General features: G+C 42.0%; 22 protein-coding genes. 7 read left to right on the top strand and 15 right to left on the bottom strand.

All coding sequences use genetic code 11. The features are described 5' to 3' along the window. Nucleotides 1-53: 53 nt before the first annotated feature. Nucleotides 54-578: an inorganic diphosphatase gene (ppa, locus tag MKI85_RS13200; RefSeq protein WP_241628255.1), complete on the bottom strand. Its 525-nt coding sequence runs from the start codon at nucleotides 576-578 to the stop codon at nucleotides 54-56. A 111-nt stretch (nucleotides 579-689) separates the two neighbouring features. Next, nucleotides 690-1,088, bottom strand: a complete 399-nt coding sequence (locus MKI85_RS13195; protein WP_241628253.1) for an MAPEG family protein — start codon at nucleotides 1,086-1,088, stop codon at nucleotides 690-692. 107 nt (nucleotides 1,089-1,195) lie between these two features. On the opposite strand from MKI85_RS13195, the gene MKI85_RS13190 reads away from it, so the two are divergent. Beyond that, nucleotides 1,196-1,582, top strand: coding sequence for a hypothetical protein (locus MKI85_RS13190; protein WP_241628252.1), 387 nt, complete (start codon nucleotides 1,196-1,198; stop codon nucleotides 1,580-1,582). A gap of 50 nt (nucleotides 1,583-1,632) precedes the next feature. Here MKI85_RS13190 and MKI85_RS13185 read toward each other — a convergent pair whose 3' ends face one another. From MKI85_RS13185 to MKI85_RS13160, 6 genes are all read right to left on the bottom strand, one after another. Continuing rightward, nucleotides 1,633-3,309: a long-chain-fatty-acid--CoA ligase gene (locus tag MKI85_RS13185; protein WP_241628251.1), complete on the bottom strand. Its 1,677-nt coding sequence runs from the start codon at nucleotides 3,307-3,309 to the stop codon at nucleotides 1,633-1,635. Between the two features lie 151 nt (nucleotides 3,310-3,460). Then, complete coding sequence (parC, locus tag MKI85_RS13180; protein WP_241628250.1) at nucleotides 3,461-5,680, bottom strand: DNA topoisomerase IV subunit A; 2,220 nt, start codon at nucleotides 5,678-5,680, stop codon at nucleotides 3,461-3,463. Nucleotides 5,681-5,940: 260 nt separating this feature from the next. Further along, nucleotides 5,941-7,260, bottom strand: a complete 1,320-nt coding sequence (niaP, locus tag MKI85_RS13175; RefSeq protein WP_241628249.1) for a niacin transporter NiaP — start codon at nucleotides 7,258-7,260, stop codon at nucleotides 5,941-5,943. A gap of 216 nt (nucleotides 7,261-7,476) precedes the next feature. After that, nucleotides 7,477-8,121 (bottom strand): trimeric intracellular cation channel family protein, encoded by a 645-nt coding sequence (locus tag MKI85_RS13170; protein ID WP_241628248.1) that lies wholly within the window; start codon nucleotides 8,119-8,121, stop codon nucleotides 7,477-7,479. Between the two features lie 63 nt (nucleotides 8,122-8,184). Beyond that, a complete protein-coding gene (locus MKI85_RS13165; protein ID WP_241628247.1) occupies nucleotides 8,185-8,652 on the bottom strand; it encodes a YchJ family protein in 468 nt (155 codons plus the stop codon). Between the two features lie 72 nt (nucleotides 8,653-8,724). After that, a complete protein-coding gene (locus MKI85_RS13160; RefSeq protein ID WP_241628246.1) occupies nucleotides 8,725-10,305 on the bottom strand; it encodes a TerC family protein in 1,581 nt (526 codons plus the stop codon). Nucleotides 10,306-10,640: 335 nt separating this feature from the next. Between MKI85_RS13160 and MKI85_RS13155 the strand changes: the two genes are divergently transcribed. Next, nucleotides 10,641-11,261 carry an LOG family protein gene (locus MKI85_RS13155; RefSeq protein WP_241628332.1) on the top strand — a complete coding sequence of 207 codons (621 nt, stop codon included), beginning with the start codon at nucleotides 10,641-10,643 and terminating at the stop codon, nucleotides 11,259-11,261. Between the two features lie 62 nt (nucleotides 11,262-11,323). On the opposite strand, the gene MKI85_RS13150 is transcribed toward MKI85_RS13155, so the two are convergent. Further along, complete coding sequence (locus MKI85_RS13150) at nucleotides 11,324-12,289, bottom strand: hypothetical protein (protein ID WP_241628244.1); 966 nt, start codon at nucleotides 12,287-12,289, stop codon at nucleotides 11,324-11,326. Between the two features lie 328 nt (nucleotides 12,290-12,617). Between MKI85_RS13150 and mdtD the strand changes: the two genes are divergently transcribed. The 4 genes from mdtD (at nucleotide 12,618) to MKI85_RS13130 (ending at nucleotide 16,784) form a co-directional block, all read left to right on the top strand. Continuing rightward, a complete protein-coding gene (gene mdtD, locus MKI85_RS13145; RefSeq protein WP_241628242.1) occupies nucleotides 12,618-14,009 on the top strand; it encodes a multidrug transporter subunit MdtD in 1,392 nt (463 codons plus the stop codon). A 76-nt stretch (nucleotides 14,010-14,085) separates the two neighbouring features. Further along, nucleotides 14,086-14,856, top strand: a complete 771-nt coding sequence (locus tag MKI85_RS13140; RefSeq protein WP_241628240.1) for a glycoside hydrolase family 25 protein — start codon at nucleotides 14,086-14,088, stop codon at nucleotides 14,854-14,856. 100 nt (nucleotides 14,857-14,956) lie between these two features. Beyond that, a complete protein-coding gene (gene dinB, locus MKI85_RS13135; protein WP_241628239.1) occupies nucleotides 14,957-16,012 on the top strand; it encodes a DNA polymerase IV in 1,056 nt (351 codons plus the stop codon). Between the two features lie 415 nt (nucleotides 16,013-16,427). Next, nucleotides 16,428-16,784: a RidA family protein gene (locus tag MKI85_RS13130; RefSeq protein ID WP_100242609.1), complete on the top strand. Its 357-nt coding sequence runs from the start codon at nucleotides 16,428-16,430 to the stop codon at nucleotides 16,782-16,784. A 39-nt stretch (nucleotides 16,785-16,823) separates the two neighbouring features. On the opposite strand, the gene MKI85_RS13125 is transcribed toward MKI85_RS13130, so the two are convergent. The 3 genes from MKI85_RS13125 to MKI85_RS13115 form a co-directional block, all read right to left on the bottom strand. After that, on the bottom strand, nucleotides 16,824-17,369 hold the full coding sequence (locus MKI85_RS13125; RefSeq protein WP_241628237.1) for a DUF2726 domain-containing protein: 546 nt from the start codon (nucleotides 17,367-17,369) through the stop codon (nucleotides 16,824-16,826). A gap of 328 nt (nucleotides 17,370-17,697) precedes the next feature. Then, nucleotides 17,698-20,097 (bottom strand): YgiQ family radical SAM protein, encoded by a 2,400-nt coding sequence (locus tag MKI85_RS13120; RefSeq protein WP_241628236.1) that lies wholly within the window; start codon nucleotides 20,095-20,097, stop codon nucleotides 17,698-17,700. 272 nt (nucleotides 20,098-20,369) lie between these two features. Further along, complete coding sequence (locus tag MKI85_RS13115) at nucleotides 20,370-21,737, bottom strand: MFS transporter (protein WP_241628235.1); 1,368 nt, start codon at nucleotides 21,735-21,737, stop codon at nucleotides 20,370-20,372. A gap of 246 nt (nucleotides 21,738-21,983) precedes the next feature. Here MKI85_RS13115 and MKI85_RS13110 point away from each other — a divergent pair, with 246 nt between their 5' ends. Continuing rightward, nucleotides 21,984-22,529, top strand: a complete 546-nt coding sequence (locus MKI85_RS13110) for an NADPH-dependent FMN reductase (protein WP_241628234.1) — start codon at nucleotides 21,984-21,986, stop codon at nucleotides 22,527-22,529. A gap of 197 nt (nucleotides 22,530-22,726) precedes the next feature. On the opposite strand, the gene MKI85_RS13105 is transcribed toward MKI85_RS13110, so the two are convergent. The 3 genes from MKI85_RS13105 to MKI85_RS13095 all read right to left on the bottom strand — a co-directional run bounded on the left by MKI85_RS13105 (nucleotide 22,727) and on the right by MKI85_RS13095 (nucleotide 25,570). Further along, on the bottom strand, nucleotides 22,727-22,975 hold the full coding sequence (locus tag MKI85_RS13105; protein WP_241628233.1) for a hypothetical protein: 249 nt from the start codon (nucleotides 22,973-22,975) through the stop codon (nucleotides 22,727-22,729). Nucleotides 22,976-23,439: 464 nt separating this feature from the next. Further along, the gene (locus tag MKI85_RS13100; protein WP_241628232.1) at nucleotides 23,440-23,730 is read right to left on the bottom strand and encodes a hypothetical protein; all 291 of its coding nucleotides are present in this window, start codon (nucleotides 23,728-23,730) and stop codon (nucleotides 23,440-23,442) included. Nucleotides 23,731-24,220: 490 nt separating this feature from the next. Further along, nucleotides 24,221-25,570: an aromatic acid/H+ symport family MFS transporter gene (locus tag MKI85_RS13095; protein WP_241628231.1), complete on the bottom strand. Its 1,350-nt coding sequence runs from the start codon at nucleotides 25,568-25,570 to the stop codon at nucleotides 24,221-24,223. Between the last annotated feature and the right edge of the window lie 545 nt (nucleotides 25,571-26,115).

Below are 26,115 nucleotides of genomic sequence, written 5' to 3'. Positions count from 1 at the left end.
TTTTTATGGGTTGAACTTTACAAAATAAAGTTCAATCTCAATCCTTGAAAGGATTATTTTGCAGCTTCGATTGCTTTAAGTACTTCAGCTTTCGCTACATCTGCACCTTCCCAACCTGTCAACTTCACCCATTTACCAGGCTCTAAGTCTTTGTAGTGTGCAAAGAAGTGTTCTACTTGCTGAATCAGCAATGCAGGAAGATCGGTATATTCCTGAATATCTTTATACAACGGTGTTAATTTTTCGTGTGGAACAGCAATCAATTTCGCATCAATACCGCCATCATCTTCCATGTTCAATTTGCCTACTGGACGGCAACGAATCACTGAACCTGGCTCAACTGGGTGTGGAGTCACAACAAGTACGTCAAGTGGGTCACCATCTTCAGACAACGTATTTGGTACATAACCGTAGTTTGCTGGGTAGAACATAGCTGTACCCATGAAACGGTCTACAAATAACGCGTCAGAGTCTTTATCGATTTCGTATTTGATTGGTGCTGCGTTTGCAGGAATTTCAATGATGACATAAATGTCATTTGGCGCATCTTTACCCGCTGGGATATTGCTGTAGCTCATAGCATCACTCTTGAATGAATTAATTTATATTGAAAGCCAAATAATCGTATTCGGTTTAATCACGCAGCGATTATACATCTGCCCCGTAAAAATAGGGAATATGTGCGTTCATTAGCTGAGTTTGATCACCAAAATCAGCAGAGAAATTGGACACAATAAGGACAGGCACCAAACAATTGAGCGTAAAGTTGCCCAATTCGCTAGGTAACACATGCCATAAATCACGCGTAAGACCAAATAGGCAATGCCAAAGGTCATAATAATAGATTGCGATACCACCATGTATTCTGCCATCAAAATAGCAGCAATAAACAAAGGTAGCCCTTCAAAACTATTTTGTTGTGCAGCATTGGCGCGTGCTGCCAAACCGGTGGTTTGCGCTAAAAAATCACGCGGATGTTGATTATCTTTAACCTGAAAACCACCTGCTAATCTGGAAATAAAGCTAAACACATACGGCAATAAGCATGCAATTAAAATGAGATAGACAATCCCGCTAATGCTTTGCATTAATTTTGTTCTCTTGAAGAAGCAATAAGACCAATCATAGCATGGCAATTCTGGAATATTTTTTGTTAAATATAGTGTTTTTATAACCAAGCTTTTCGGGAATTGCTATGTCATTCAATGCAGATCAGCACAAACTGTTTGATGAGCTGGAGAAACAGCAGCAACATCAACGGCAGATGGATCGTGTACTCGCCATCGTGTTCCCCATTGTTGCTTTCTTACTGACGATCATTTGCGCCAACATGAACATTTGGTCGACGGTCTGTACTTTTATTCTGCTCTGGGTTGCCTTTTGGGCAGTAGGCATTCGTCGCCTTCCTCTCTGGCATTGGGTGCTAATTACCCTTATTTATTGCTTAGTGGATAATTTCCTCAGCTACGGCACTTTTAATCGTTCTGGCTTTAGCCGTCAGTTCGGTACTATCTTCATTTTTGTCGGGATTGCAGGGGTCGGACGCCCTTATTTCGATCGTTGGTTGATGAAGAAAAAGTAATTGAATCCAATAAAAAAAGCGCCCATAGGCGCTTTTTTTAAATCCAGTTCTTACGCGCTCTTACGCAAGTCTTTACGTAGAATCTTACCGACATTTGATTTCGGTAATTCTTCCATAAACTCGACATAACGTGGACGCTTGTAACCGGTTAAGTTTTCTTTCGCGAACTCAAGTACTTCTTCAGTCGTTAAAGATGCATCTTTTTTCACAACGAATAACTTTGGTACTTCGCCTGATTTTTCATCAGGTACACCAATTGCAGCAACTTCCAATACTTTTGGATGCTTCGCAATCACTTCTTCAATTTCAGAAGGATAAACGTTAAAACCAGATACCAAAATCATGTCTTTCTTACGATCGACAATTTTGGTATAGCCACGCTCATCCATGACACCGATGTCACCTGTACGGAAGAAGCCATTCACCATAACTTTTTCTGTTTCATCTGGACGGTTCCAATAGCCTTTCATGACTTGAGGACCACGGATACAGATTTCACCCTGTTCACCCAAAGCAACTTCTTTGCCATCATCATCTAAGATTGCAATATCTGTTAACGGTAATGGAATACCAATGGTTCCGCTAAATTCATCTGAAGCCGGTGGGTTTGCTGTTGCCACAGGTGAAGTTTCAGACAAACCATACCCTTCAATGATATTGGTTCCTGTGACTTTTTTCCACGCTTCAGCAGTCGAAGGCAGTACTGCCATACCACCACCCATCGCCATTTTTAACTTGCTGTGATCGAGCTGTTTAAACTCTTCATTATTCACAAGCGCATTAAACAGTGTATTGACTGCTGGGAAGAAAGTGGGTTGATATTTACGTAATTCTTTCATCACCGCAGGTAAATCACGCGGGTTTGGAATCAAGACGTTGGCTTGACCTTTATACATGCCGTACATGGCGCAAACCATGAATGCAAAAATATGATACAGCGGTAAAGCACAGAAAATACGATCCGTGCTTGAACCGTCTTGCACACCAAATTTACTTTGGAAAATACCATCACACTGTAATAAGTTCGCCACAAGGTTACGATGCGTTAACTCTGCACCTTTAGATACACCCGTAGTCCCCCCTGTGTACTGAAGCACAGCCGTATCGCTTAAAGTCAGATTTGGACGTTTGTAGTTGCTTGGACTAACTTTAGACATCGCCGCATTGAAACGGATATGACCCGGAATATTCCATGCTGGAATTTGTTTACGTACTGAACGTAACACAAAGTTCACTAAAGTGCCTTTTAGGGTACCAAGCATGTCGCCCACAGAAGCCACGACCACATGCTTGACTGGAGTTTTTCCAATAATGCTTTGATAAACCGAAGCAAAGTTTTCAATAATGACTAAAACTTCAGAACCAGAATCATTTAATTGATGTTCCAATTCACGTGCAGTGTAAAGTGGATTAACATTCACCAGCACCAGCCCCGCACGCAATACACCAAGAGCAACCACTGGATATTGGAGAACGTTTGGCATCATGACTGCTACACGAGAACCTTTCGCTAAACCTAAACTTTGCAAATAAACAGCAAATTTACGACTCGCTTCGTCAAGTTCACTAAATGTCAGTGCTTTATCCATAAAGATAAAGGCATCACGTGAGCCAAATTTTTGGAAATTACGCTCAAATACGTCCACCAAGGAGGTATTCTCTGGCGGTAATTCTACTGTTTCAGGAATGCCTGTCTTGCGGTATTCAGCGAACCAAATCTTTTCCATAATCCCAATCTCTCCAATCTATAGTCCTTAAAATATGCAGCTTTTTTTTCGGGTATGTGCGTGTTTATTTAGCTTGTTAATGCACATTCCCGTATCCATTTTCACGAACACTGCCACATATATAACTTATTTCAACAACCACATGCTAGCTTTATCTCTGAACCAACAGTCTATTTGCTTTTTGATATCCACGTGGTAGCAGTTGCCCTTTTGTCGCACGTTTGCCCATATATTTTTGTAAATCGTCACCTTTTAATTTCAATTGTTGTTGTCCCGCAACCACCTGAATTATTTCATCTAAATTCAAGGTTATCATAGCAATAATCTGATCTTTCTCTTCGAGTTGTATCAATTTATTACCTTTCCCTTTATTCAGGATTGGCAATTCTGACAAATCGATAATCAGTAAACGTCCAGCCGAACTTAACAGTGCCAAATGGCTGGCTTGCTGTAAAGGATATAACGGTAACGGTTTCGCATCCTCAGGAATAGTCAGGAAGGCTTTACCTGCTTTAGCACTGGTATCCAGCTGTTTGGCTTGGGTTTTAAAGCCGTAGCCTTTACTGCTCATTGCTAAAATTTCTGACTCATCATCTTCAATCAGCACTTGCAGAAAACCGACGCCACTGACAGGTGCCAGCTTAGAACTTAACGGTTCACCCAAACCACGTGCCGATGGCAAGCTATTGATAGCCAGCGCATAGCTGCGCCCCGTCTGATCCAAGATATACACTTTCTGATTAGATTTACCTTGTGCATGACTCAAGTATTGATCACCGGCACGGAAATTCAGATTCTCGGCATCGACTTCATGCCCTTTGGCACTACGAATCCAGCCCGCTTCTGACAACACCACAGTCACAGGATCCGCAGGCATCAAATCTTGCTCGCTAATCGCAGTTGCTTCAGCACGTTGTACAATCGGCGAACGGCGATCATCACCAAAACGTTTCGCATCTTCTTTAAGTTCATTGATAATCAATGATTTTAAAGACTCTGGATTCGCCAATTGTTCACGAATAATGGCCGCCTTGGCTTCCAATTCTTCCTGCTCACGGCGAATTTCCATTTCTTCCAATTTCGCTAAATGGCGTAATTTCAATTCCAAAATGGCTTCGGCCTGAATCTCATCAATGCCAAAATGCGATATTAATTCTGCTTTGGGATGATCTTCTTCACGAATAATTCGAATCACGGTATCCAGATCCAGATACGCGATCAGTAAACCCGCCAAAATATGCAGTCGTTTTTCTATTTTATTGAGATGATATTGCAGACGACGGGTCACGGTGTCTTTACGGATTTCGATCCATTCCAGCAAAATGCGACGAATCGATTTCACTTGCGGACGTCCATCTGCACCAATCATATTCATATTGACGCGATAGCTGGATTCTAGATCGGTGGTGGCAAATAAATGGCTCATCACCGCTTCCGCATCAATACGGTTGGAGCGCAAGACGACCACTAAACGGGTTGGATTTTGATGATCTGATTCATCTCGTATATCACTGACCAATGGCAGTTTTTTCGCCTGCATTTGATCCGCAATTTGGGTGATGACTTTTGAACCTGAGACTTGATACGGCAAGTCAGTAATCACGATTTCATTTTTTTCTATCGTATACACTGCACGCATACGGTAGCTACCACGCCCTGTGGTTTGAATTTTGAGTAATTCTTCAGGCGGAGTAATAATTTCAGCTTTGGTCGGTAAATCAGGCGCAGGAATATATTCTGCAACTTTCTCATCACTTAAATTTGGATTACGAATCAAGGCAATAGTACCTTTGATCACTTCACGCAAGTTATGTGGTGGAATGTCGGTCGCCATACCCACGGCAATACCCGTGGTGCCATTCATCAAAATATTCGGTACCCGTGCAGGCAAATTCACAGGTTCTTTTAAGGAGCCATCAAAGTTGTCTTGCCAGTCGCAAGTCCCTTGTCCCAGCTCTGCCAATAGCACTTCACTATAGGCAGATAGTTTGGCTTCGGTATAACGCATCGCAGCAAAGGACTTCGGATCATCAGGTGAACCCCAGTTGCCCTGTCCTTCAATAAATGGATAACGATAGCTAAATGGTTGCGCCATCAACACCATCGCTTCATAGCAGGCTGAATCGCCATGCGGATGGTATTTACCCAACACATCACCCACGGTACGTGCAGATTTCTTCGGCTTACCACTTGGTTTTAAACCGAGTTCACTCATGGCATAGACAATACGACGTTGCACAGGCTTTAAACCATCACTGATGTGAGGCAAAGCACGGTCCATAATTACGTACATGGCATAGTTGAGGTAGGCACGTTCAGTAAATTCTGCGACAGAACGGTTTTCTGTTGCTTGATGTGCAAGGTTTGTCATAACAACCTTTTATCCTAATAAATAGTTCTTTTCACTAAGTTCTTATGCTAAGTCTCAGACTGTGACTGCACAAGGGTGTGCCATCCACTACCACGACAATTTGTGTCTTAACGAGGCACTGATGTCGTAAAATTATCCACTTTTAAATAAATGATCAACTTATAATTTTTATTTCCCAAAGAATCCATTTTTAGAGCACATGTGTACGTGCTAGAAAAGCCGAATGGTGAACGCTACATCACCATTGCAGCCTGCGTATTTTACAAGCCAATCGACTCTAAGGTTTTACCTTTAGTTTCTTCACCCAAAACCAAAATCACCAATGCTACCGCCAGCAATACAGCAGTGAACATCATAAACACATGATTAAATCCGTTTTGCTGCACCATCATCTGGGTGACGATCAACGGTGCTAGAATGCCCCCCATCCGTCCAACTGCTGATGCCCAACCTGAACCAAAGGCACGAATATTGGTTGGATACTGTTCTGGCGTGTAGGTATACAGTACGCCCCATGCGCCCAAATTAAAGAATGACATCAGGCAGCCCCAGAACATAATCAGAGTGACCGTGTTGGCTTGTCCAAAGAAGTAAGCGGATAAAGCACAAAAGCCAATAAAACCTGCCAAGGTTAATTTACGTCCCAGCTTTTCCACCAACCATGCGGCGGCGATGTAGCCAGGCAGTTGTGCCAAGATCATCACCAGTACATATTCAAAGGACTGCACAATGCTATAGCCTTGTTTCACCAACAGGCTTGGCAACCAGGTAAAAATGCCGTAATAAGAATAAACAATTCCGAACCAGATCAGCCACAGCATCAAGGTTCTTTTGGCAAAAGGATTTGACCAGAGTTGTGAAAAAGATACGCTTTGCTTGGCAGCAACGGGTTGAACTTCAATTTGCTGAATCACTTCAACGCCGCATTCACGCTCCAGTTTTTGTACCAAGGCATGTGCTTCTTCAATCCGTCCACGATTAATTAAATACGGCACCGATTCAGGTACTTTCTTTAAAATCATAAACACATATAAGGCAGGCAGACCTCCAATTAAGAACGCCACATGCCAGCCATAGCTCGGAATCACAAAATAAGACACCAACGCTGCGACCAACCAGCCCAGTCCCCAGAAGCTTTCTAGCAATACAATAAAGCGCCCGCGCACCTGTGCAGGAATGTATTCACTGACCAAAGTCACTGCCACAGGTAACTGCCCACCCAATCCCAAGCCGACAATAAAACGAAATACTAACAGCCAAGTCAAATTCGGAGCGAAAGCGCACAAAGCCGTTGCGATACTATAAGTTACCAATGTTGCAGCAAAGATGTTACGACGTCCCCAACGGTCTGCCAAAGCGCCTGAACACACCGCACCAATTGCCATGCCAACAAAACCAATCGACACCACCCAGCCTTTTTCGGCAGGACTCATATTCCACTCGGTTGCCATCTGGGTCAGAATAAAGGAAATCAATCCTGTATCCATGGCATCGAACATCCAGCCCAAGCCAATCACCCACAGCAAGGTATAGTGGAACTTTCCAACAGGTAAACGTTGTACACGTGAAACTAAATCCATAGTGATGACTCGAGTAAGGAAAAGGAAAACAACAGCACTTGATGTAATCTCACGATAGCGTGCTCAAGTGGTTGAATAAGAAAAACGGCAGATTCCCCTATTTTAATAAAATTCTGTCTGGGGATGTGAAAATGAATTTGATTTTTATCTGCTTCAACTAGCCCAAATCAGGTTTTGGGCTAGTGGGTTTTAGAGATTCAACTTTTTTAAATCGAATTAATGTGCATCGGTTGAAGAAGCCGAGTCACCGTCATCTTCTTTATAAATAAATTTCGGCATTTCCAAACCAAAATAAATCGCAATCAGACGCAGCGTGAAACCGAAAACTAAGGTGGAAATCACGGTCAATTCGAGTGATAGTCCAATCTCTTGACAGACCCAATAGCAAATCACTGCGACAAAGGAAATACTGGCATATAACTCACGACGGAACACCAACGGCACATCATTACACAGAATATCGCGCAAAATCCCGCCCGATACCCCCGTCATAATTCCCGCCACCGCAGAAACCACAAAACCATGCCCCATCGACAAGGCAATTTGGCAACCAATAATGGTAAAGCCAATTAAACCCAAAGCATCCAGAATCAAGAAGATATTGCGTAAATGACGCATCCATTTGGCAATCAGAATAGTAAACAGTGCCGCACAACAGGTCAGTACCAGATATTCAGGATGCTTGACCCACGTCAAAGGATAATGCCCCAGCAATACATCACGGACGGAACCACCACCGAGTGCAGTGACACAGGCAATCAGAATCACCCCAAACCAATCCATACTACGTCGACCCGCAGACAGCGCTCCAGTCATGGCCTCAGCCGTAATCGCAATAATATAAATTATGGTCAATAACATCGCCCTGCGCTTCCATTGAAGGGTTAAGATGCGGGCTATTCTAAGCCATATCAGAACTGAACGTTATAAAAATTGTGCACAACATTGCTTAAATTTTTTCCCTGAGCCGCAAATGCAAGGTTGTTTCATGGTCACAACTTGCGCTGTAGTCGGATCGAGAAAATACCAGTGCTGCGCCTGCTTCACAAAATGTGAAATTTCATGATGAGTTTGTGCTTGCTGCCCATCATGATAATGGGCTTTGAATTCCACCTGCGCATGAGTTTTGTCCAGCTTTTCCTGCGCCTGCACCACTTCCAGTCCAAGCCATTGGTTGGATTCACTCCATGCTTTAATCGCTGGGACATCTAAGGCTCGCTGCTGTCCCAATGCTGTGGTTTGCACAATATAATCAATCTGATGCTTGGCAAAAGCGCTATAACGAGAACGCATCAGTTGTTCCGCACTTGCTGCAACACGTTGTCCTAAATGCAAAGGCTGACAACAATCTGCATAAACACCTAAGCCACAAGGACATTGTTTGTCTGACATACATTTTTCCAATAAAATAGCCCGAATCTTCGGGCTATTTTAACTGAAGTTACAGTCAGACTCTGCTTTGAATTAACCGTCTTTCACTTCGTCATGTTGAGGAATGACATGGACTTTCTCAATTTTATGTCCATCCATGGTCACCACTTCAAAAATAAAACCATCTGCGGCAATGCTGGAACCATTTTCAGGCAAACGCCCTAAATGGAACAGTAAATAGCCCGATAAAGTCGAGTACTGTTCAGACTCATCCACCAAATCTTTGCCCAATAATAAAGAGACATGGCGAATATCGGTCGAACCTTCCAACATCAAAGTTCCATCTTCCAGACTTTCCGCAGCAGTTTCCAGTTCATCTTCATCTGGGAACTCGCCTGCAATGGCTTCAAGCACATCAATCGGGGTCGCAATGCCTTCAATCGAACCATATTCATTCAATACAATGGCTAATTGTAACGGCGCCTGACGTAACTGTTCCATCACCATCAGTACCTGCGCATTTTCATGCACAATCACAGGGTCACGTAAATGTTTCTCGAAATTCAGTACACCAGTTTCAATATATTCATTCATGACCTTATGCGTGAGCACAATACCTGCAATATTGTCCAATTCACCATGCGCCACAATCAAACGCGAATGCGTCATACTCAGCAGCTGCTCTTTAATCGATGCTTCATCTTCGTCTAAATCGAGCCATTCCAGTTCAGGACGCGGCGTCATCACCGATTTCACAGGGCGCTCAGCAAGACCCAATACGCCTTGCACCATCACACTGTGATAAACCCCATTTTCTTGATTAAAGACTTCATCAGCAAATGCACGGGTCGCCAAGACATCTTCATTTTGATGTTCAGGGGCATCACTGGATTTACCGCCAATCATACGTAACACGGCTGATGCTGTGCGGTAACGTAAATCGGTGGTCGTGACCATTTTTTCCTGATTTTTCTTTACGGTTTGGTTCAGGAATTCGATCAAGACCGAGAAACCAATCGCAGCGTACAAATAACCCTTCGGAATATGGTAGCCGAAGCCTTCCACCACCAAAGAGAAACCAATCATCATCAAGAAACACAGACACAGAATGACCACGGTCGGATGCTTATTGACGAAATCCATGAGCGGTTTCGATGCCCACAACATAATACCGACGGCAATAATCACCGCAATCATCATCACCGAAAGATGTTTGACCATCCCCACAGCCGTGATCACACTGTCTAAAGAAAACACTGCATCTAAAATGACAATCTGAATAATCACCATCCAGAAGGTGGCATGCACAGGGTTTTCTTCTTTCAATGGAGGCTTGCCTTCAATCCGCTCACGCAATTCCATGGTGCCTTTAAACAGCAAAAATGCCCCGCCCAGTAGCAAAATTAAATCGCGACCTGAGAATGGATGTTCAAAGATATGAAATAAAGGATTGGTTAAAGTCACGACCCATGCAATTGATGCCAATAGAATCAAACGCATACCAAGCGCCAATAACAGTCCGAGAATACGTGCCGTATTGCGTTGTTCAGGAGGTAATTTTTCTGCCAAAATTGCAATAAAAACGAGGTTATCAATCCCCAATACAATTTCAAGTACGATTAAGGTAGCCAACCCCACCCATGCGGAAGGATCAGACATCCACTCAAAAATCATTGAATGTACTCCTTCGACATGTTTTCAAGATAAATAAGGTGAGGTTTAAGCGCAGATGGGCTCTGCATCATCTTCTCTTTTATTATGGCAAAAATGTGTGTTCGTCTTATGTGACAACAACCACGACTCATGTTGATTCATTTGTTGTAAAACAGAACATCAGTATAGGCAAGATTAACGCTAAATTCATCTTTTTTTCGGTACCTGATCGAGGCTGCTTCACTGAGCGACAACATTAAAGATACCGTGCCTCACTACACTTAACATTGCCTTGTCATATTTCTTGCATAAGCTAGAGCAGCAAACAAGAAAGTGATAAGGTAAAACAGAGAATGATGAATAGCGTATTAAAAATGACTGTAGAACATGAAAAAGTAACAACGAAAACAACTCAGCCCCTCATTGCCCTCTACTGTGGTTCACGTTCTGGAAATCGTCCAATTTATCAAGAAAAAGCCATTGCATTGGCAAGCTCAATGGCAGAACAAGGCTTCGGTTTGGTCTATGGTGGTGCCAGTATTGGCTTAATGGGTCAAGTTGCAGACAGCGTGATTGAGCATGGTGGTCAAGCCGTGGGCGTGATTCCTGAATTTATGCTGGACTACGAAATTGCACACCATCAATTGACTGAATTACACATCGTGAAAACCATGCATGAACGCAAAGCCATGATGGCGGAGCGTGCCAGTGCTTTTGTTGCCTTACCTGGCGGCTTAGGCACTTTTGAAGAAATTTTAGAAATTGCCACTTGGGGGCAGCTCAACCAACACCAAAAACCGATGATGCTGTACAACGTGAATGGCTTTTATGATGCCCTAATTACACAACTGGATCATGCGGTACAAGAAGGCTTCTTACCCCCTCAACATCGCGCCAAGCTCATTATCTGCAACCATGCCGATCAGATTCTAAATGCATTGAGAAGTTTACAAGCACCAGCGCGCTTCGTGATTTAACTTTATTTTAGTTATAAAAAAGCGAGCATCAACAGCTCGCTTTTTTCATATTCTAGGCAAATTTAACCTGAAATTTGCTGATACAACCAAGGTAAACCTGTTGCCAATAAGACACTCACTGCCAAACCAAACATCAGCTTCATAGCATCCTTACTCACATTGCGTGAAGTACGGTATTTGTTCACTTCAGCCAGATGCATCGACATGGCGAACTCACGACCTGCAAGTAAACCGAGGAAGACCCATGTGGTACTCATTGGAATGTTGCTCCACTCTTTGAACACCAACAAAATCAACGCATACATAAAGTCGATAATGGTGGCTGAGCGAATATCTGCAACCCCAGTTTTGGTATCGATAATATTTTGAATTGCCCCACCACGGCGGTAGAAAATCCAGCCGAGTAACACCACAAAGACCAGAATGCCAAAAATCAGGAATTCAAACGGGACTTGACGCGGTACATAGACAAAAATATTGGCTAAATCCTGAATCAGCCACTGACTCCACAAAAATGCAGTCGATACCCACTGTAAGCCCACCCAAATATGCGAAGGTTCTTTGTGACGGGTTTTACTCAGGTAAATCGTAATCCCTTTCATCACATAGCGGTAAACCAAGATCGCCACCACAAAGGCTACTGCATAGCCCATCATGGATTTGGTCAGCATGGAGCTTAAGCTACTTGGAGAAAAGATGGTCAGTACTAAGAAGGTGGTACTGACTGGAATCCCGTAACGGGTCAATATAATCAGTAAAATCGGTGGAACAATATACAGCCAAGTGATCCCAGTTTCTGGAAAAGGAATGGTTTCCAAACGTCCATAAGACGCATCACCAATCCCTGAAGCATACCAACCATAGAGTAATACAACGATGAGAATACTACTGGTATAGAGCCAAAGAACCCACCAAGGACGGTGTGCATTGGAGGAAATAAAGGTCCCCAAAGTTTGTGGCACATCATTTCCGACAATTGAGTAAGCTGCTAAACAGAAGCCTACAATCATCAAAATCTCGATTGTCATAAAACCTAAACCTTTGTCAGTAAAAAGGACCCCTTATGGGGAAGGCTCATAAATTATGACATTTTTATTTCATTTTAATGACACTAGAGTGACCAACGGTATAATTACCGAAGAAAACAAAAATTATTACTTTTATTTCAATTGGTTAAAGTTAAAACAACTCAAATACATCAATGCTAAATTATTTCCGTTTCAGTACAGCAAATCTCCCTTCCAGAGCCCGGCACTTTAATTTAATTAATCGGCTCATATGCTTTTTGAGCATTCATGAGCTACGTTTTGCTATGATAAAATTCTCAATTTCATTGATTATTCACACTTCGTAGCTATGAGCCAATCCACGCCGCATCAAGCCTTACAACCTGAATACCGACTCTTGGTATTACTGGTTTCCATCGGCTTTTTTATGCAAGCGCTGGATACCACTATTGTAAATACCGCCATTCCTGCTATGGCCGCACATTTACAAGAAGACCCATTGAATATGCACAGTGTGGTGGTGGCTTATGTCTTGGCTGTGGCTGCATGTATTCCGCTCAGTGGTTGGCTGGCTGATCGATTTGGGGTCCGCAATACTTACTTTGCTGCGATTGTGATTTTTACCCTCGCCTCACTTGGCTGCGGACTTTCACAAAGTCTAAATCAACTGTTGGTTTTTCGGATTATTCAAGGTATCGGCGGAGCATTACTTTTACCTGTGGGTCGTCTAGCCATGCTGAAATTGATTCCACGCGATCAATTCCTGTCTGCCATGAGTTTAATGAGTTTAGCAGGATTGATTGGTCCCTTAATTGGTCCCACGCTGGGCGGTTGGCTGGTCGAAGTGGCAACATGGCACTGGATTTTTCTAATTAATTTACCTATGGGGCTTTTAGGGATTTTGGTCACGTTAAAGGCGCTACCAAATGCAACTGAACCAACTGTAAAAACTTTTGATTTTAGTGGTTTCCTCTGGCTTGTGGTGGCGATGATCGGACTGTCCTTGGGTATCGAAAGTTTTGCCCGCCCCAAACATGGTCATTGGCAAGGACTGGCTTTGGTCGGATTGGGCTTACTCAGTACAGCCATTTATGCCTATCATGCCCACACGCATGAAAATGCCTTATTTCGAAGTCGCCTGTTTAAAAATAAAATCTATGCAATTGGTATTCTCGGCAATTTCTTTGCACGACTGGGGGGCAATGCCTTACCCTTTCTCCTACCATTAATGCTGCAAGTCGCATTTCATTTTGAACCCTTTATTACCGGTTTATTAATGATTCCCACGGTGCTCGGTTCATTGGCATCTAAACCACTGGTCCGACCGTTGATCCAAAAATTGGGTTATCGACGTGTCCTGATCATCAATACCCTTCTGGTCGGCAGCTGTATTGCAAGCTTTGCCCTTACCACAGCAGATACACCGCTGTGGCTACGCACACTCCATTTCTTTATCTTTGGGATGCTCAATTCGACTCAGTTTGTCGCCATGAACACCTTTACCTTAAAAGATCTCTCTCAGCAAAATGCCAGCAGCGGTAACAGTTTCCTGTCCATGATCATGATGCTGTCTATGAGTATTGGGGTCGCACTGGCAGGAACCCTGGTCAATCTGTTTACGGCACATTATGGTGTGGAACAAGTCACTACAGCGTTTCACCTGACCTTAATTTGTTTGGGTACGATCAATATCATTACTGCGGCAATTTTCTGGCAAATTCCAAAAGATAGTACGCTCTAATGCTTTTGCAAAATGCAGATGGAGTCACTTTTATGATCACGTTATCATAGTGGCACATTATTCATATAGAACACGCATGACTAAACCAACGCGCAAGAAAAAATCAAACTCTTTACTTGCCTCCTGTATTGGGTTAGGCACATTTGCGCTTGCCGTTGTACTTTATCTCTTCATTTTTCATCAGAATCCTGCGTCTGCGCAGGAATTTCCTGTTCAGGGTTTCGATGTCTCACATCATCAGGGAGAGATTCACTGGAAACAGATTCCGCGTAAAAAATTCCAATTTATCTATTTAAAAGCCACAGAAGGTGGTGATTTTAAAGATCGTAAGTTTCAGGACAACTGGCTACAAGCACGAGAACAAGGTTTTCTGGTCGGGGCTTATCACTTTTATCGTCTCTGCCGCGATGGTCAAATTCAAGCACAGAATTTTATTGAAACGGTACCCAATAAACCTGATGCCCTACCGCCTGTGATCGATTTGGAATATGACAGCAACTGTATTAATACCTATACCAAAGAACAGCTGTTATCCGAGATTCAGGTCATGCATGACCAGTTGCAACAGCACTACGGGAAACAGCCGATTTTCTATATTTCCAAAACCTTCTATAACATCGTGCTGGCAGGTGAATTTAAACAAACGCCGCTTTGGGTGCGCGAATATCAAGGTCAACCTGAACTCAAAGGCAATCCAAAATGGACCTTTTGGCAACATACCAGTCAAGGCAAAATTCAAGGGATCAACAAACCTGTCGACATGAATGTCTTTCATGGTTCTGTCTACGACTGGAGCATCTTTTTGCAAAAAAATGGCATTCAACCGCTTACGCCAACGTCACCTTAAACGATAACCGTCATACTTTGTCGCGCTGTAAAAAGTGAGACTACACAGCGATACCTGAGCATGCCATACTCTCAGCTTCAGGAAGTTTGATTTGAGTGTTATGAGAAAAATCATACATATTGATATGGATGCTTTTTTTGCATCAGTCGAATTGCGTGATCGCCCCGAACTCAAGCATCTGCCTGTGGTGATTTCCTCGCATCATCCACGTGCGGTCATTGCTGCTGCATCATATCCTGCCCGCCAGTTTGGTCTACGTTCCGCCATGTCTATGAGCCAAGCCAAGAAGCTATGCCCACACGTGGTGGTGATAGAGCCTAATTTTAATAAATATCGTGAAGTCTCCACACAAATTCATCAAATATTCCAAAGATATACCCCACTCATTGAACCGCTGTCTTTAGATGAAGCCTATCTGGATGTCACAGAAAATTTGTTTCATTTACCCAGTGCAACCGAAGTGGCACAGCGCATTCGTGCTGAGATTTTTCAGACCACGGGACTGACTGCCTCCGCAGGTGTAGCACCAAATAAATTTCTGGCAAAAGTCGCCTCAGACTGGAATAAACCCGATGGTCTGTGTGTGATCAAACCCAGCCAAGTCCAAAGCTTTATTCAACATTTACCCCTGAAAAAAATTCCTGGGGTTGGAAAAGTCACCCAAGAAAAATTAAAACAACTACACCTGGAAACATTGGGTGATTTACAAAAAATCGAGGAAAGCATCCTGATTCATCACTTTGGTAAATATGGTCACCAACTGTTTTTATACGCACAGGGCATTGATGAGCGTCCTGTACAGGTGGAACGTGAACGCCAGCAAATTTCCAAAGAAACCACCTTTGATGATGATTTTACCTTGCAGCAATGTCAGCCTTATTGGTCCACGTTAACAGCTCAGGTCTGGGAGAGTTTAAATCGGAAACAACTACTGGCACGGGGCGTCACCGTCAAACTGAAATTAAAGAACTTTCAAGTACTGCAACATAGTAAAAGTTTTAAAAACCCGCTTCGTAGTCTTGTCGAACTTACCCAAGTGCTGGAGCTACTACTCAGTGAAATGCATATTCCCGATACCTATCAATTCCGACTGATTGGTGTGGGGGTCTATCAATTAAGTAGCAGTGATGAACAACCACAACTTAGCCTGTGGTAAGCGCGATACTTTTTGTTTATTTTTTAGACAAAAGAATAAAAACACAACAATTAGAACTACACTTTTTTTATTTTTAGGTTAACCTAGTTCACGCGAGACATTATCCATGTAAACGCTGAACTGCTAAAAATCACCTTTACTTTTAGCATGTTGTCCTGTGATGAACGCGACGATCCAATCCGAGTATTACAGGGCAATTCTGAACAAGTCGCATGGTTTCAATAAATTGTCTTCTTCTAAAAAACTTCAACACTATCGCATTTCATCTTTCTGTTCTTATTCAGATTCTTAGACTTTCTCTAATTCAACCTACCTTAATTATTCTGTACAAGACCTTATTACGCCGACAAAACAGCATTTGCAGTTCATCGCAGATCACGTAAACTGAGCTTTCTCTTTACATCATGGAAATCACATGACGGTTCAACGTTTACATGTCGAAAAACGTTTTTCTGAAATTGCCATTTCAGGAAACTTGGTTCATCTTGCAGGACAATTGGCTGCAGACACCAGTCTCGATATTAAAGGCCAAACCCAACAGACTTTAGACATTATTGATCGTTTCCTTGCCGATGCAGGCACAGACAAACGCCATATTCTATCCGTCATGATTTTTTTAAAAGATATTGAAAATGATTATGCAGGTATGAATGAAGTTTGGGATGCATGGTGTGCAGATATGCAAGCTTTGCCGCGTACTTGTGTGGAAGCGAAGATGTATACCCCTGATGTGCTGGTTGAAATGACCGTCGTAGCGGTTCGTCCAGAATAATCTTTATAAAATCAGCTTAAACCAAGGTTTAAGCTGATTTTATCCCCAAACTTTCAGCTTACGCTTTTCGTGGTTATGATAAAAATTATACTTTTTCAAAGATGTATCCAGCTCTTGAGCATCGGGTTCCTGCCACTCCTTGCGTAACTCCCCCAAAAAATCGCGTCGAATTTGCTGATAACTCGGCACTTCATCGTAGCGAATGACCCGATAGCCGGCCATAGATAATAATGCATCTTTATATTGTGCCTGTTGGAATCGCTTTAATACATTCGAATCATCTAAGCCAATAATCGCCACAATTTGATGTGATGCATCCATCACCACAAAATCAGCCAATAAATTTCGATACTTATTGCGGGTACGGGCATATTTGGTGGTCATTAAAGCATCATAGGACACATGCGCCAATATGGTATGTGTCGGGAGCATTTCTTTTAACCGTGCAAATGCCAACTGCTCATTGAAACTGAATACCGCACGCCGTTTAAGCACACTATCCTGTTGTTTTGACTGATTATTAAGACCTTTAAATACCATTAAACTGAACAACAAAAGGAGACCAATCAACAAATACATACTCATAAATTTATTCCTTAATTCTATTTTTATAATCCTGCGGCTTTATACCGATTTTTCTTGCCGAAACGCGATTATAGCGCCTCTATTTTTATTCAAGCGTTCAAGTTAAAAAATTACATTCATCTTGACGAAAATTATAATAAAAACTGACTGCATCTCACTTGACAAAATTAAGCCAATTTGTACATTTTATAGACACAATTCTGCTTATACTTATAAAATTTACTTTAGCCCAATTCTAAGACTAGATGCAATTCATCTTACGCCTTATGTAAGACAATTCCGACAAACAGAATCAAAAAAAGACGCCGAAGCGTCTTTTTCAATCCTGTTAAGCTCGCGCTTTAGGCTTTTTTCCTTTCTTCGCCGCATTGGTATTGAATGGGCGTTTCTCGCCTGTTTCACGTGGCGGTAAGCCCGTATGTTGAGTCAAGACCTGTCCCTTTTTCGGACGGTTATTTTGATCTTGGCTATTTGAGTTACGTGCCCCTGTTGCACTGGTACGTTTCTGCGAATCACCTGCAACGGTCGAGTTTTTCTTACGTGCAGATTTATATTCACCTTCAGTGCCTTGCGGCTGATAAGTCGGAATCAAATGCTGCTTCGAATTACCAATCAGATCCGCACGTCCCATATCCTTCAAAGCTTCACGAAGTAAAGGCCAGTTGTTTGGATCATGGTAACGCAAGAAGGCTTTATGCAGACGACGACGTTTTTCACCTTTGACAATGTCAACAACTTCCGTATAGCGCGCCACTTTCGCCAATGGGTTTTTACCCGTATGGTACATGGTGGTTGCAGTCGCCATTGGTGATGGATAGAAGGTTTGCACCTGATCGGCACGGAAACCATTTTTCTTTAACCACACCGCAAGGTTCATCATGTCGTAATCGGTAGTACCCGGATGCGCAGCAATGAAGTAAGGAATCAGATATTGCTCTTTGCCTGCTTCTTTACTGAAACGATCAAACATTTGTTTGAAACGGTCATAGGTTCCGATTCCCGGTTTCATCATCTTAGATAATGGACCTTTCTCAGTATGTTCAGGTGCAATTTTGAGATAACCACCAACGTGATGCTGAACCAGTTCTTTCACATATTCTGGGTTGAGTACCGCCAAGTCATAACGTAGACCTGAACCAATCAGAATCTTCTTCACGCCTTTAATTGCACGTGCCTTACGATACAACTGTACCAAAGGTGCATGGTCGGTATGTAAGTTCTGACACACCCCTGGATAGACACACGAAGGCTTACGACAGTTCTTTTCAATCTCAGGGTCTTTACAGTGCAAACGGTACATGTTGGCGGTTGGGCCACCCAAATCCGAAATAATGCCAGTAAATTGTGGTGCAGTATCGCGAATCTTTTCAATTTCACGCAGAATCGATTCTTCCGAACGGTTCTGAATAATTCGACCTTCATGTTCAGTAATCGAACAGAAAGTACAACCACCAAAACAGCCACGCATAATGTTGACCGAGAATTTGATCATATCAAATGCAGGGAAACGCGCATTGCCATAAGCAGGATGCGGTAAACGTGCATACGGCAAATCAAATACGTAATCCATTTCTTCCGTCGTTAACGGAATTGGCGGTGGGTTGATCCACACATCACGTTCACCATGACGCTGAACCAACGCTCGTGCATTACCGGGGTTGGTTTCTAAATGCAAAATACGGTTGGCATGCGCATACAGCACCTGATCATCCGTGACTTGCTCAAAAGATGGCAGACGAATGACTGCCAGCTCTCGTGGCGGTAATTTATGCTTAATCGCTTTCGATGGGGCTGCTTTAAGCTGAACAATTTGCGTATCTGGATCTAGCTGATCACCTTCACGGACAATCGGGTTTGCTACAATTTCTTTTTGAAAATCTTGATATTGGGCGAGTGAATTGCCTTTTTCTTTTTCAACCTCACAACCATCAATATCTTCCGTCATAACATACGGGTTGATGATCGGATCAACACGACCAATGGCATCAACATCATTCGAGGCAATTTCTACAAACTGTGCTTTAGAAGCACGATTGTGTTTATTAATAATAAATGCAGTACCACGAACATCGGTAATTTCGTGGATTTTTTCACCTTTGGCTAGACGGTGCATCACTTCAATAATTGAGCGTTCACCATTGCCATACATCAATAAGTCGGCTTTCGAATCCATCAAAATCGAACGACGTACTTTATCTGACCAGTAGTCATAATGCGCAATACGACGTAAAGAACCTTCAATTCCGCCCAGTAATACTGGCACATCAGGGAAAGCTTCACGTACACGTTGGCAATACACCGTTGCAGCACGGTCTGGACGCTTGTTCGGGACATTGTCTGGAGAATAGGCATCATCGGAACGAATCTTGCGATCAGCCGTATAACGGTTAATCATCGAGTCCATATTACCTGCGGTCACGCCCCAAGCAATATTCGGTTTACCCAAAACGCGGAATGCTTCAGCATTGGTCCAATCAGGTTGCGCAATAATGCCGACACGGAAGCCTTGTGCTTCTAAAGTACGACCAATAATGCCCGAACAAAATGAGGGATGATCGATATACGCATCACCGCACACCAAAATAAAGTCGCAACTATCCCAACCGAGTTGATCCATTTCCTCGCGTGACATCGGCAAAAATGGTGCGGGTTCAAAACATGACGCCCAATATTTGTCGTAATCAAACAACGCTTTTGGCGCAGTCTGCATGGTATAAGCAGTAGACATGGCTAGCAATTCTCGGCTGGCAGATGGAAGATCCAAAAAATAGATCAAAGATGAAAGCCGATCATTTTACCATGAATTCCATTCAGCTTGCTTGATTAAAATATATACAAAAACAAGCATCTAAAAATTAATGTTTATTCTAAAATCAAAACCCTGCACATTTAGCGCACTTGCCACGCTTAGAGTTCTGCTCACATAAAAAACCACCCAGTTAATTGCCGAAGCATCTACGGGTGGTCATTTATCTTTTTAAGCGAGTTCAGAACAAAAGCTTAACTTACTGCTGAGCTTTTGGAAGTCTGTAACGGAGCTTGTTTCTGGGAAGCCCCATCGACTGAAGCTTTTAGATTCACCATAAATACCGCCAGTGCCGCAATCACACCTGGAATGGCAATCACCATAAAATTCATCTGATGCGGTAATTGTAAAGTCAGCAATGCCCCCGTCAAAATCGGACCGACAATCGCACCGATACGACCAATCCCTGATGCCCATCCCATCCCTGTTGAACGGACTGCGGTTGGATAAAACTGCGCGACGAAGGTATAAAGTAAAATTTGCGAACCAATGGTAGCAGCCCCTGCAATCGCAATCAGGGCATATAAAATTGCCTGCGGACTTTTAAAGCCCAGTAAAATCAGGGCTAATGCACCGACGGTAAACATAATGCTGAGTACCGGTTTTAGATGAAAACGGTCCGCCAAAGCCCCACCGCCAATCGCCCCCACCATGCCACCAATGTTCAAGGCGAACAGGAATAACATACTCGCGCCAAGTGAATAACCAGCCTGAATCATCAGTTTTGGTAACCAGCTACCAAGAGCATAGACCATCAACAAGCACATGAAAAAGGCAACCCAGAACATCAGGGTGCTAAACATACGACCCTGCTGGAACAAGGCACGTAAAGGAGCTTCATCTCCAGCAATCACATCATTCAGCACAAACTGTGTTTCGGGATTTATTTTTTGTTCAGGACTAATTTTCTGAACGATCTTCGCCACTTGTTCCGTGTCACCTTTTTTGGTTAAAAACATCAAAGATTCAGGTAAAAATTTCCAAATGATCGGCAAAGCAATGAAAGGAATACCTGCAATAATAAACATGATTTTCCAGCCATAATCAGCGACTAGCCATGCACCAAGTAAAGCTGAGGTCATACCACCAATGGCATAACCACTAAACATCACCGCAACCAAAGTACTGCGAATGCGCTTTGGGGCATATTCAGTCATCAAGGCAACCACATTCGGCATCACCCCACCAATGCCCAATCCCGCTAGAAATCTTAAAATACCAAATTCAATTGGTGACGAAGTAAATGCACCCAGAAAAGTAAAACCACTGAAGATCGCCACACAGATCATAATGGTTTTCTTACGACCCAATTTATCGGACAAAGTACCAAAACTCATGGCACCAAACATCATCCCAAATAATGCCGTACTGGCGAGTAAACCTGCCTGTACCGCACTCATCCCCCACTCCTGCATCAGTAAAGGCAAGGCAACGCCATAAATCACCAAATCGTAGCCATCAAAAATAATAATCAGCAGACACCAAATCAAAACACTCCAATGAAAAGGCTTAAATTTGGCTTCATCAACCACCGTGTTGATATTTAAGTTTTGTGTACTCACGCTTCACCTCCAATCTGTGAAGTAGTCCAAAATTAGACCTCCACAATGCGGCAAAGCTACTTTATTGTCCAAAACCGATTGCATATATAGATATGCCATAAAGGTATGCAATTACTTAATTATTCACGTTTTTATATTGTTCAAGATATAGATCGAGCTATTTTCCGGTATTATTCACAAAGTTACACTGGGAAAATTTGCATGCTCTGGTTAATTTAACAACAAGAATAAAATATCGGAAACATCATGCTGATTTACATTATTGTGGGCAGTGTTCGTGAAGGTCGAACCGCCATTAAAGTCGCAAACTGGGTCAATGCGTGTATCCCCAGCTTTGCATTGAATGACCTGAAAATTGAGTTAGTCGATCTCAAACAATGGGATTTGCCGCTCTTTGCGGGATCACATCCGCCTGCAACAGGCATTTATGATCAGCCACAACAACAACAATGGGCAGATAAAATTGCCTTAGCTGAGGGCTTTATTTTTATTAGCCCTGAATACAATCATGGTTATAGCCCCGCACTGAAAAATGCCTTGGATTATGTGGGCAAAGAATGGCAAGACAAACCCGCGGCATTTATCGGCTATGGCGCAACCAATGGCTCTCGCTCCATCAGCCAAATCCGTCAAGTGACCTCGAGTTTAGGCATGATTGATCCAAATGCCGTGCTTGAAATTCGTGATATTTTTAAACGCAATAAAGATGAAATTTTTGAGGCGAATGAATTTGAAGTCCGTGGCTTGCAAGCGATGCTGCACAAACTGCTGAAATATGCTGCAACCCGCTAAATATAATTCTTTTTATTATTTTGAAGATAAGAAACCCTGTCTAACAGCGTTTCTTATCTTAATCTAATACTCGTTTTCAAAACTGTTAACTCTACGTGAATTGATTTTTTCCTGTTTCTTTTTAAATCCATGTATGGATGATTCAGTATATTTTCTTTAAGACTTGATCTCCTTCATTGAGCGATTGATAACTTTGGTTACAATCTCATCCTTTTAGTCTCTTTCATTAAATCAACTGATGCTAGTCGTATAAATTCTGCCACATTCACTATGCTTAATGCTTGTGATGAAAGTGATTGATGGTTTACCTTTGTTGAATAATATCGATTAATTTTCCATGGATGAGCAGGAGGACAATTTTTTGGGATGACGACATCATAGATTGCTGGAATACGCTGTCCGATGATGAAAAGCCGTCGTGAATTGTGAATTAATGTTGTTCCCATGAGGGTATCCTCTTTTATCTCCTTTCCACGCCTGAGTTGCGTGTAGCTTTAATTTTTAATAGATAAAATCTCCTGAAATTGAATGAAAATCAAAGTTCATGGGCTAAATAACAAGTACGAGAGGAAAAGTTACTGGATGCTGACACCACCTTTATTTGTTTAATTTTCACTCAATATAGAACGCTTGTAGACAATCATCAAGAGTAGACTGGCTCTAGCTTTTCAAGCAAAGCGTGCCCTATTTTTCCCTTTTATTTGCTAGCATGATACGCGACGCTCTTCTGCGGTACTTTTTGATATTTTTGTTTACACTTCAAGCAAAGCACAAATGCCATTGATGGGACTTCGTCAGAGCATATCTGCAATTTAAGCTAGATTGGAAAGGTGTTATTTTTAAATTAGAAATGCAATACGTTGAATGAGACAAAGTTCCTCGATGTTGCCAATGTAGGCTCGCAAGATTTTTAATAAGATTTCGGTGATTGAATCCAAGCAGCGCAAAGCGTAAGTATAAAATTAACTATAGTGATTACACCACGTTTCCAGCGGTTCTTCGTCAGCAAAAACAAGAGCGGCATTACGCCCACGCCAAACATTAAAATTGTGCCCAACGCAAATAATGATTCTTTAAACATCCAGACATCGACCAATACTGCAACCAGCCCCCAAGTTGACACGGCAATTAAGGCACCACGCCCTCGCCAAATGGTGCGCTCTTCATGAATACCTTGGATATCTTTTTCCTGCTGAGGCACAACCAGTGCACTCGCAAAAAAATGGTCAAGGATAATAAAAGCAAGGCCAAAAACTCAGGTAAGGTCCATGTTCGAATCAAACTTGGGAGTTCAATAATTGCCCAGAGATATTGAATTTGCCAAATAAAAATACAGGCTGACCATGTGAGCGGAATCCAATCTAAAGAAAAGTGTCGATAGGATCGCACCCATAAAATCATATCTGAACACAGCCGTGTGATGCCCAAACTTAAAATAATTGAAGGAGCAACCCAAACGGCACGAAAAGCAGATTCAGCTGATTGAATTTCCAAGTATAAATCCTCCTATGCTTTTTCTAGATAGGTATACATATTGTTATTCTTCGTTAATTTTAAATTAGATCATATTTTCAGCAAAAACAATCTTATTCTGCAAAACTCTCATTCGCAAATTTGCCAAAAAAAAATACCCAAATCGATCGATTTGGGTATTTGGATTCTTGCATAGACGCTATTAGATTTAGAACAACTTAAGCTTTAGCCGTAACAGAAGCATTGTTTTTGATCTTTTCGAGGTCACTTTCATCCATAATTAACGCGACAGCTATCGCAGTAATTAATACAGGTAAACCCACCGCAATAAAGTTGAAGTGTGCAGGTAAATTCATGCCAAGCAAAGCACCGATTAGAATAGGACCAACAATTGCCCCCATACGACCAATCGCAGATGACCAACCGATTCCCGTCGAACGTACAGCTAAAGGATAATATTGCGCCACATAGCTATACAACAGCATTTGTGAACCAATCGATGCTGCACCCGCCAAGAAGACCAACATGTAAAGCAAGAACTGGTTCGATTGAAAGCCCATCAAGCTCATCACAATCGCCCCCATAATGCCTAAACACATCAAGACTGGTTTGAGATGGAAACGATCTGCCAGTACACCACCGCCAATAATACCAACCACAGCCCCTACATTCATGATCATCATGAACATTAAGCTGTTATTCATAGAATAACCTGCTGCCATCATTAGTTTAGGCAACCAGCTACTTAAAGCATACATGGTCAGTAAACAGGTAAAGAAAGCCAGCCAGAACAGCAACGTATTCATGGCACGACCACGTTTAAACAAGCTCACCACATTCGCCGCTTCAGGCTCATTGGTCTGATGTAAAACAAAGGTTGTCTCTTGAGTAATGCTTAATTCAGGAGCCAAGCGTGCAACAATCGGGCGTGCCTGTTCTTGTTTGTTTTCTTTGACAATGAACATTAAAGATTCAGGTAAGAATTTCCAAATTACAGGCAATAAAAATAATGGTATCCCTGCAATAAAGAACATAATCTGCCAACCAAAAGTTGGGGTAAATGCTGCACCTAATAATGCCGCCATGACACCACCAACTGCATAACCACTAAACATTGTGGTCACCAATGTACTACGCATGGTCTTAGGAGCATATTCAGAAGTCAGCGCAACAAGGTTTGGCATCACCCCACCAATCCCTAAACCAGCAAGAAAACGTAAGATCGCAAATTCTGTTGGATTTGAAGCAAAACCACCTGCGAAAGTTAAACCGCTAAACAACACGATACAAATCATGATGACTTTTTTACGACCAATTTTATCGGCCAAAGAACCGAAGGTCATCGCACCAAACATCATTCCTGCCAATGCAGTACTTGCCAGCATCCCTGCTTGTACGGCACTTAAGCCCCATTCATCCATCAATAATGGTAAAACGACGCCATTAATCGCCAAATCATAACCATCAAATAAAATGATTAGTAGGCACCAAGCGACAACATTAAAATGAAATGGCTTAAATTTTGCGTGATCAATAATATCATTCACATTTACTGCTTTAGCTGACATTACCCACCCCCTGTGAATCGATTGTTTCATTGCACTTTAACTAGCGCCCTTCGGTTTTTATAATCTGTATATCCAGTTTAAACAGAAGTCATTCACTAAAGTAATTTAGACAATATTCACATATCTTATGGCGATATAAAAATTCAACATTAGTCTAACTAATATTTATTTTATATTTAACTTATTGTTTTATATTGTTTATTTTAAAATAGTAAGAAAAAAATAATTAAAGCAAATTCAAACTTAAAATAGTTTGTTTAATACAATTAAACTGAAATTAAATATATTAAGCTAAGTGACTTAATAAATTTTTTAGATAATCCAAAATAAAGTATAAGGTTTAAAATCTCCAAACAATACCAAGAAAACATTGATTAATGATTATAGATTCTTCACATTTTATTTTATTCTCGATCAGCTAAACCCAATTTTATGAATGTTTAATTTTCAACCATTCAAGCCGTTTAATTATTCCCGACAATAAAAAAACACCCCCTTCTTAGTAGAAGGGGGTGTTTTTAGAATTAATGAGCTGGCGATGACTT

The organism is Acinetobacter zhairuonensis (assembly GCF_022601715.1).
Lineage (GTDB): Bacteria > Pseudomonadota > Gammaproteobacteria > Pseudomonadales > Moraxellaceae > Acinetobacter.
Note: the sequence above shows the minus strand (reverse complement) of the source record. Positions and strands in the feature narration are given on the sequence as shown.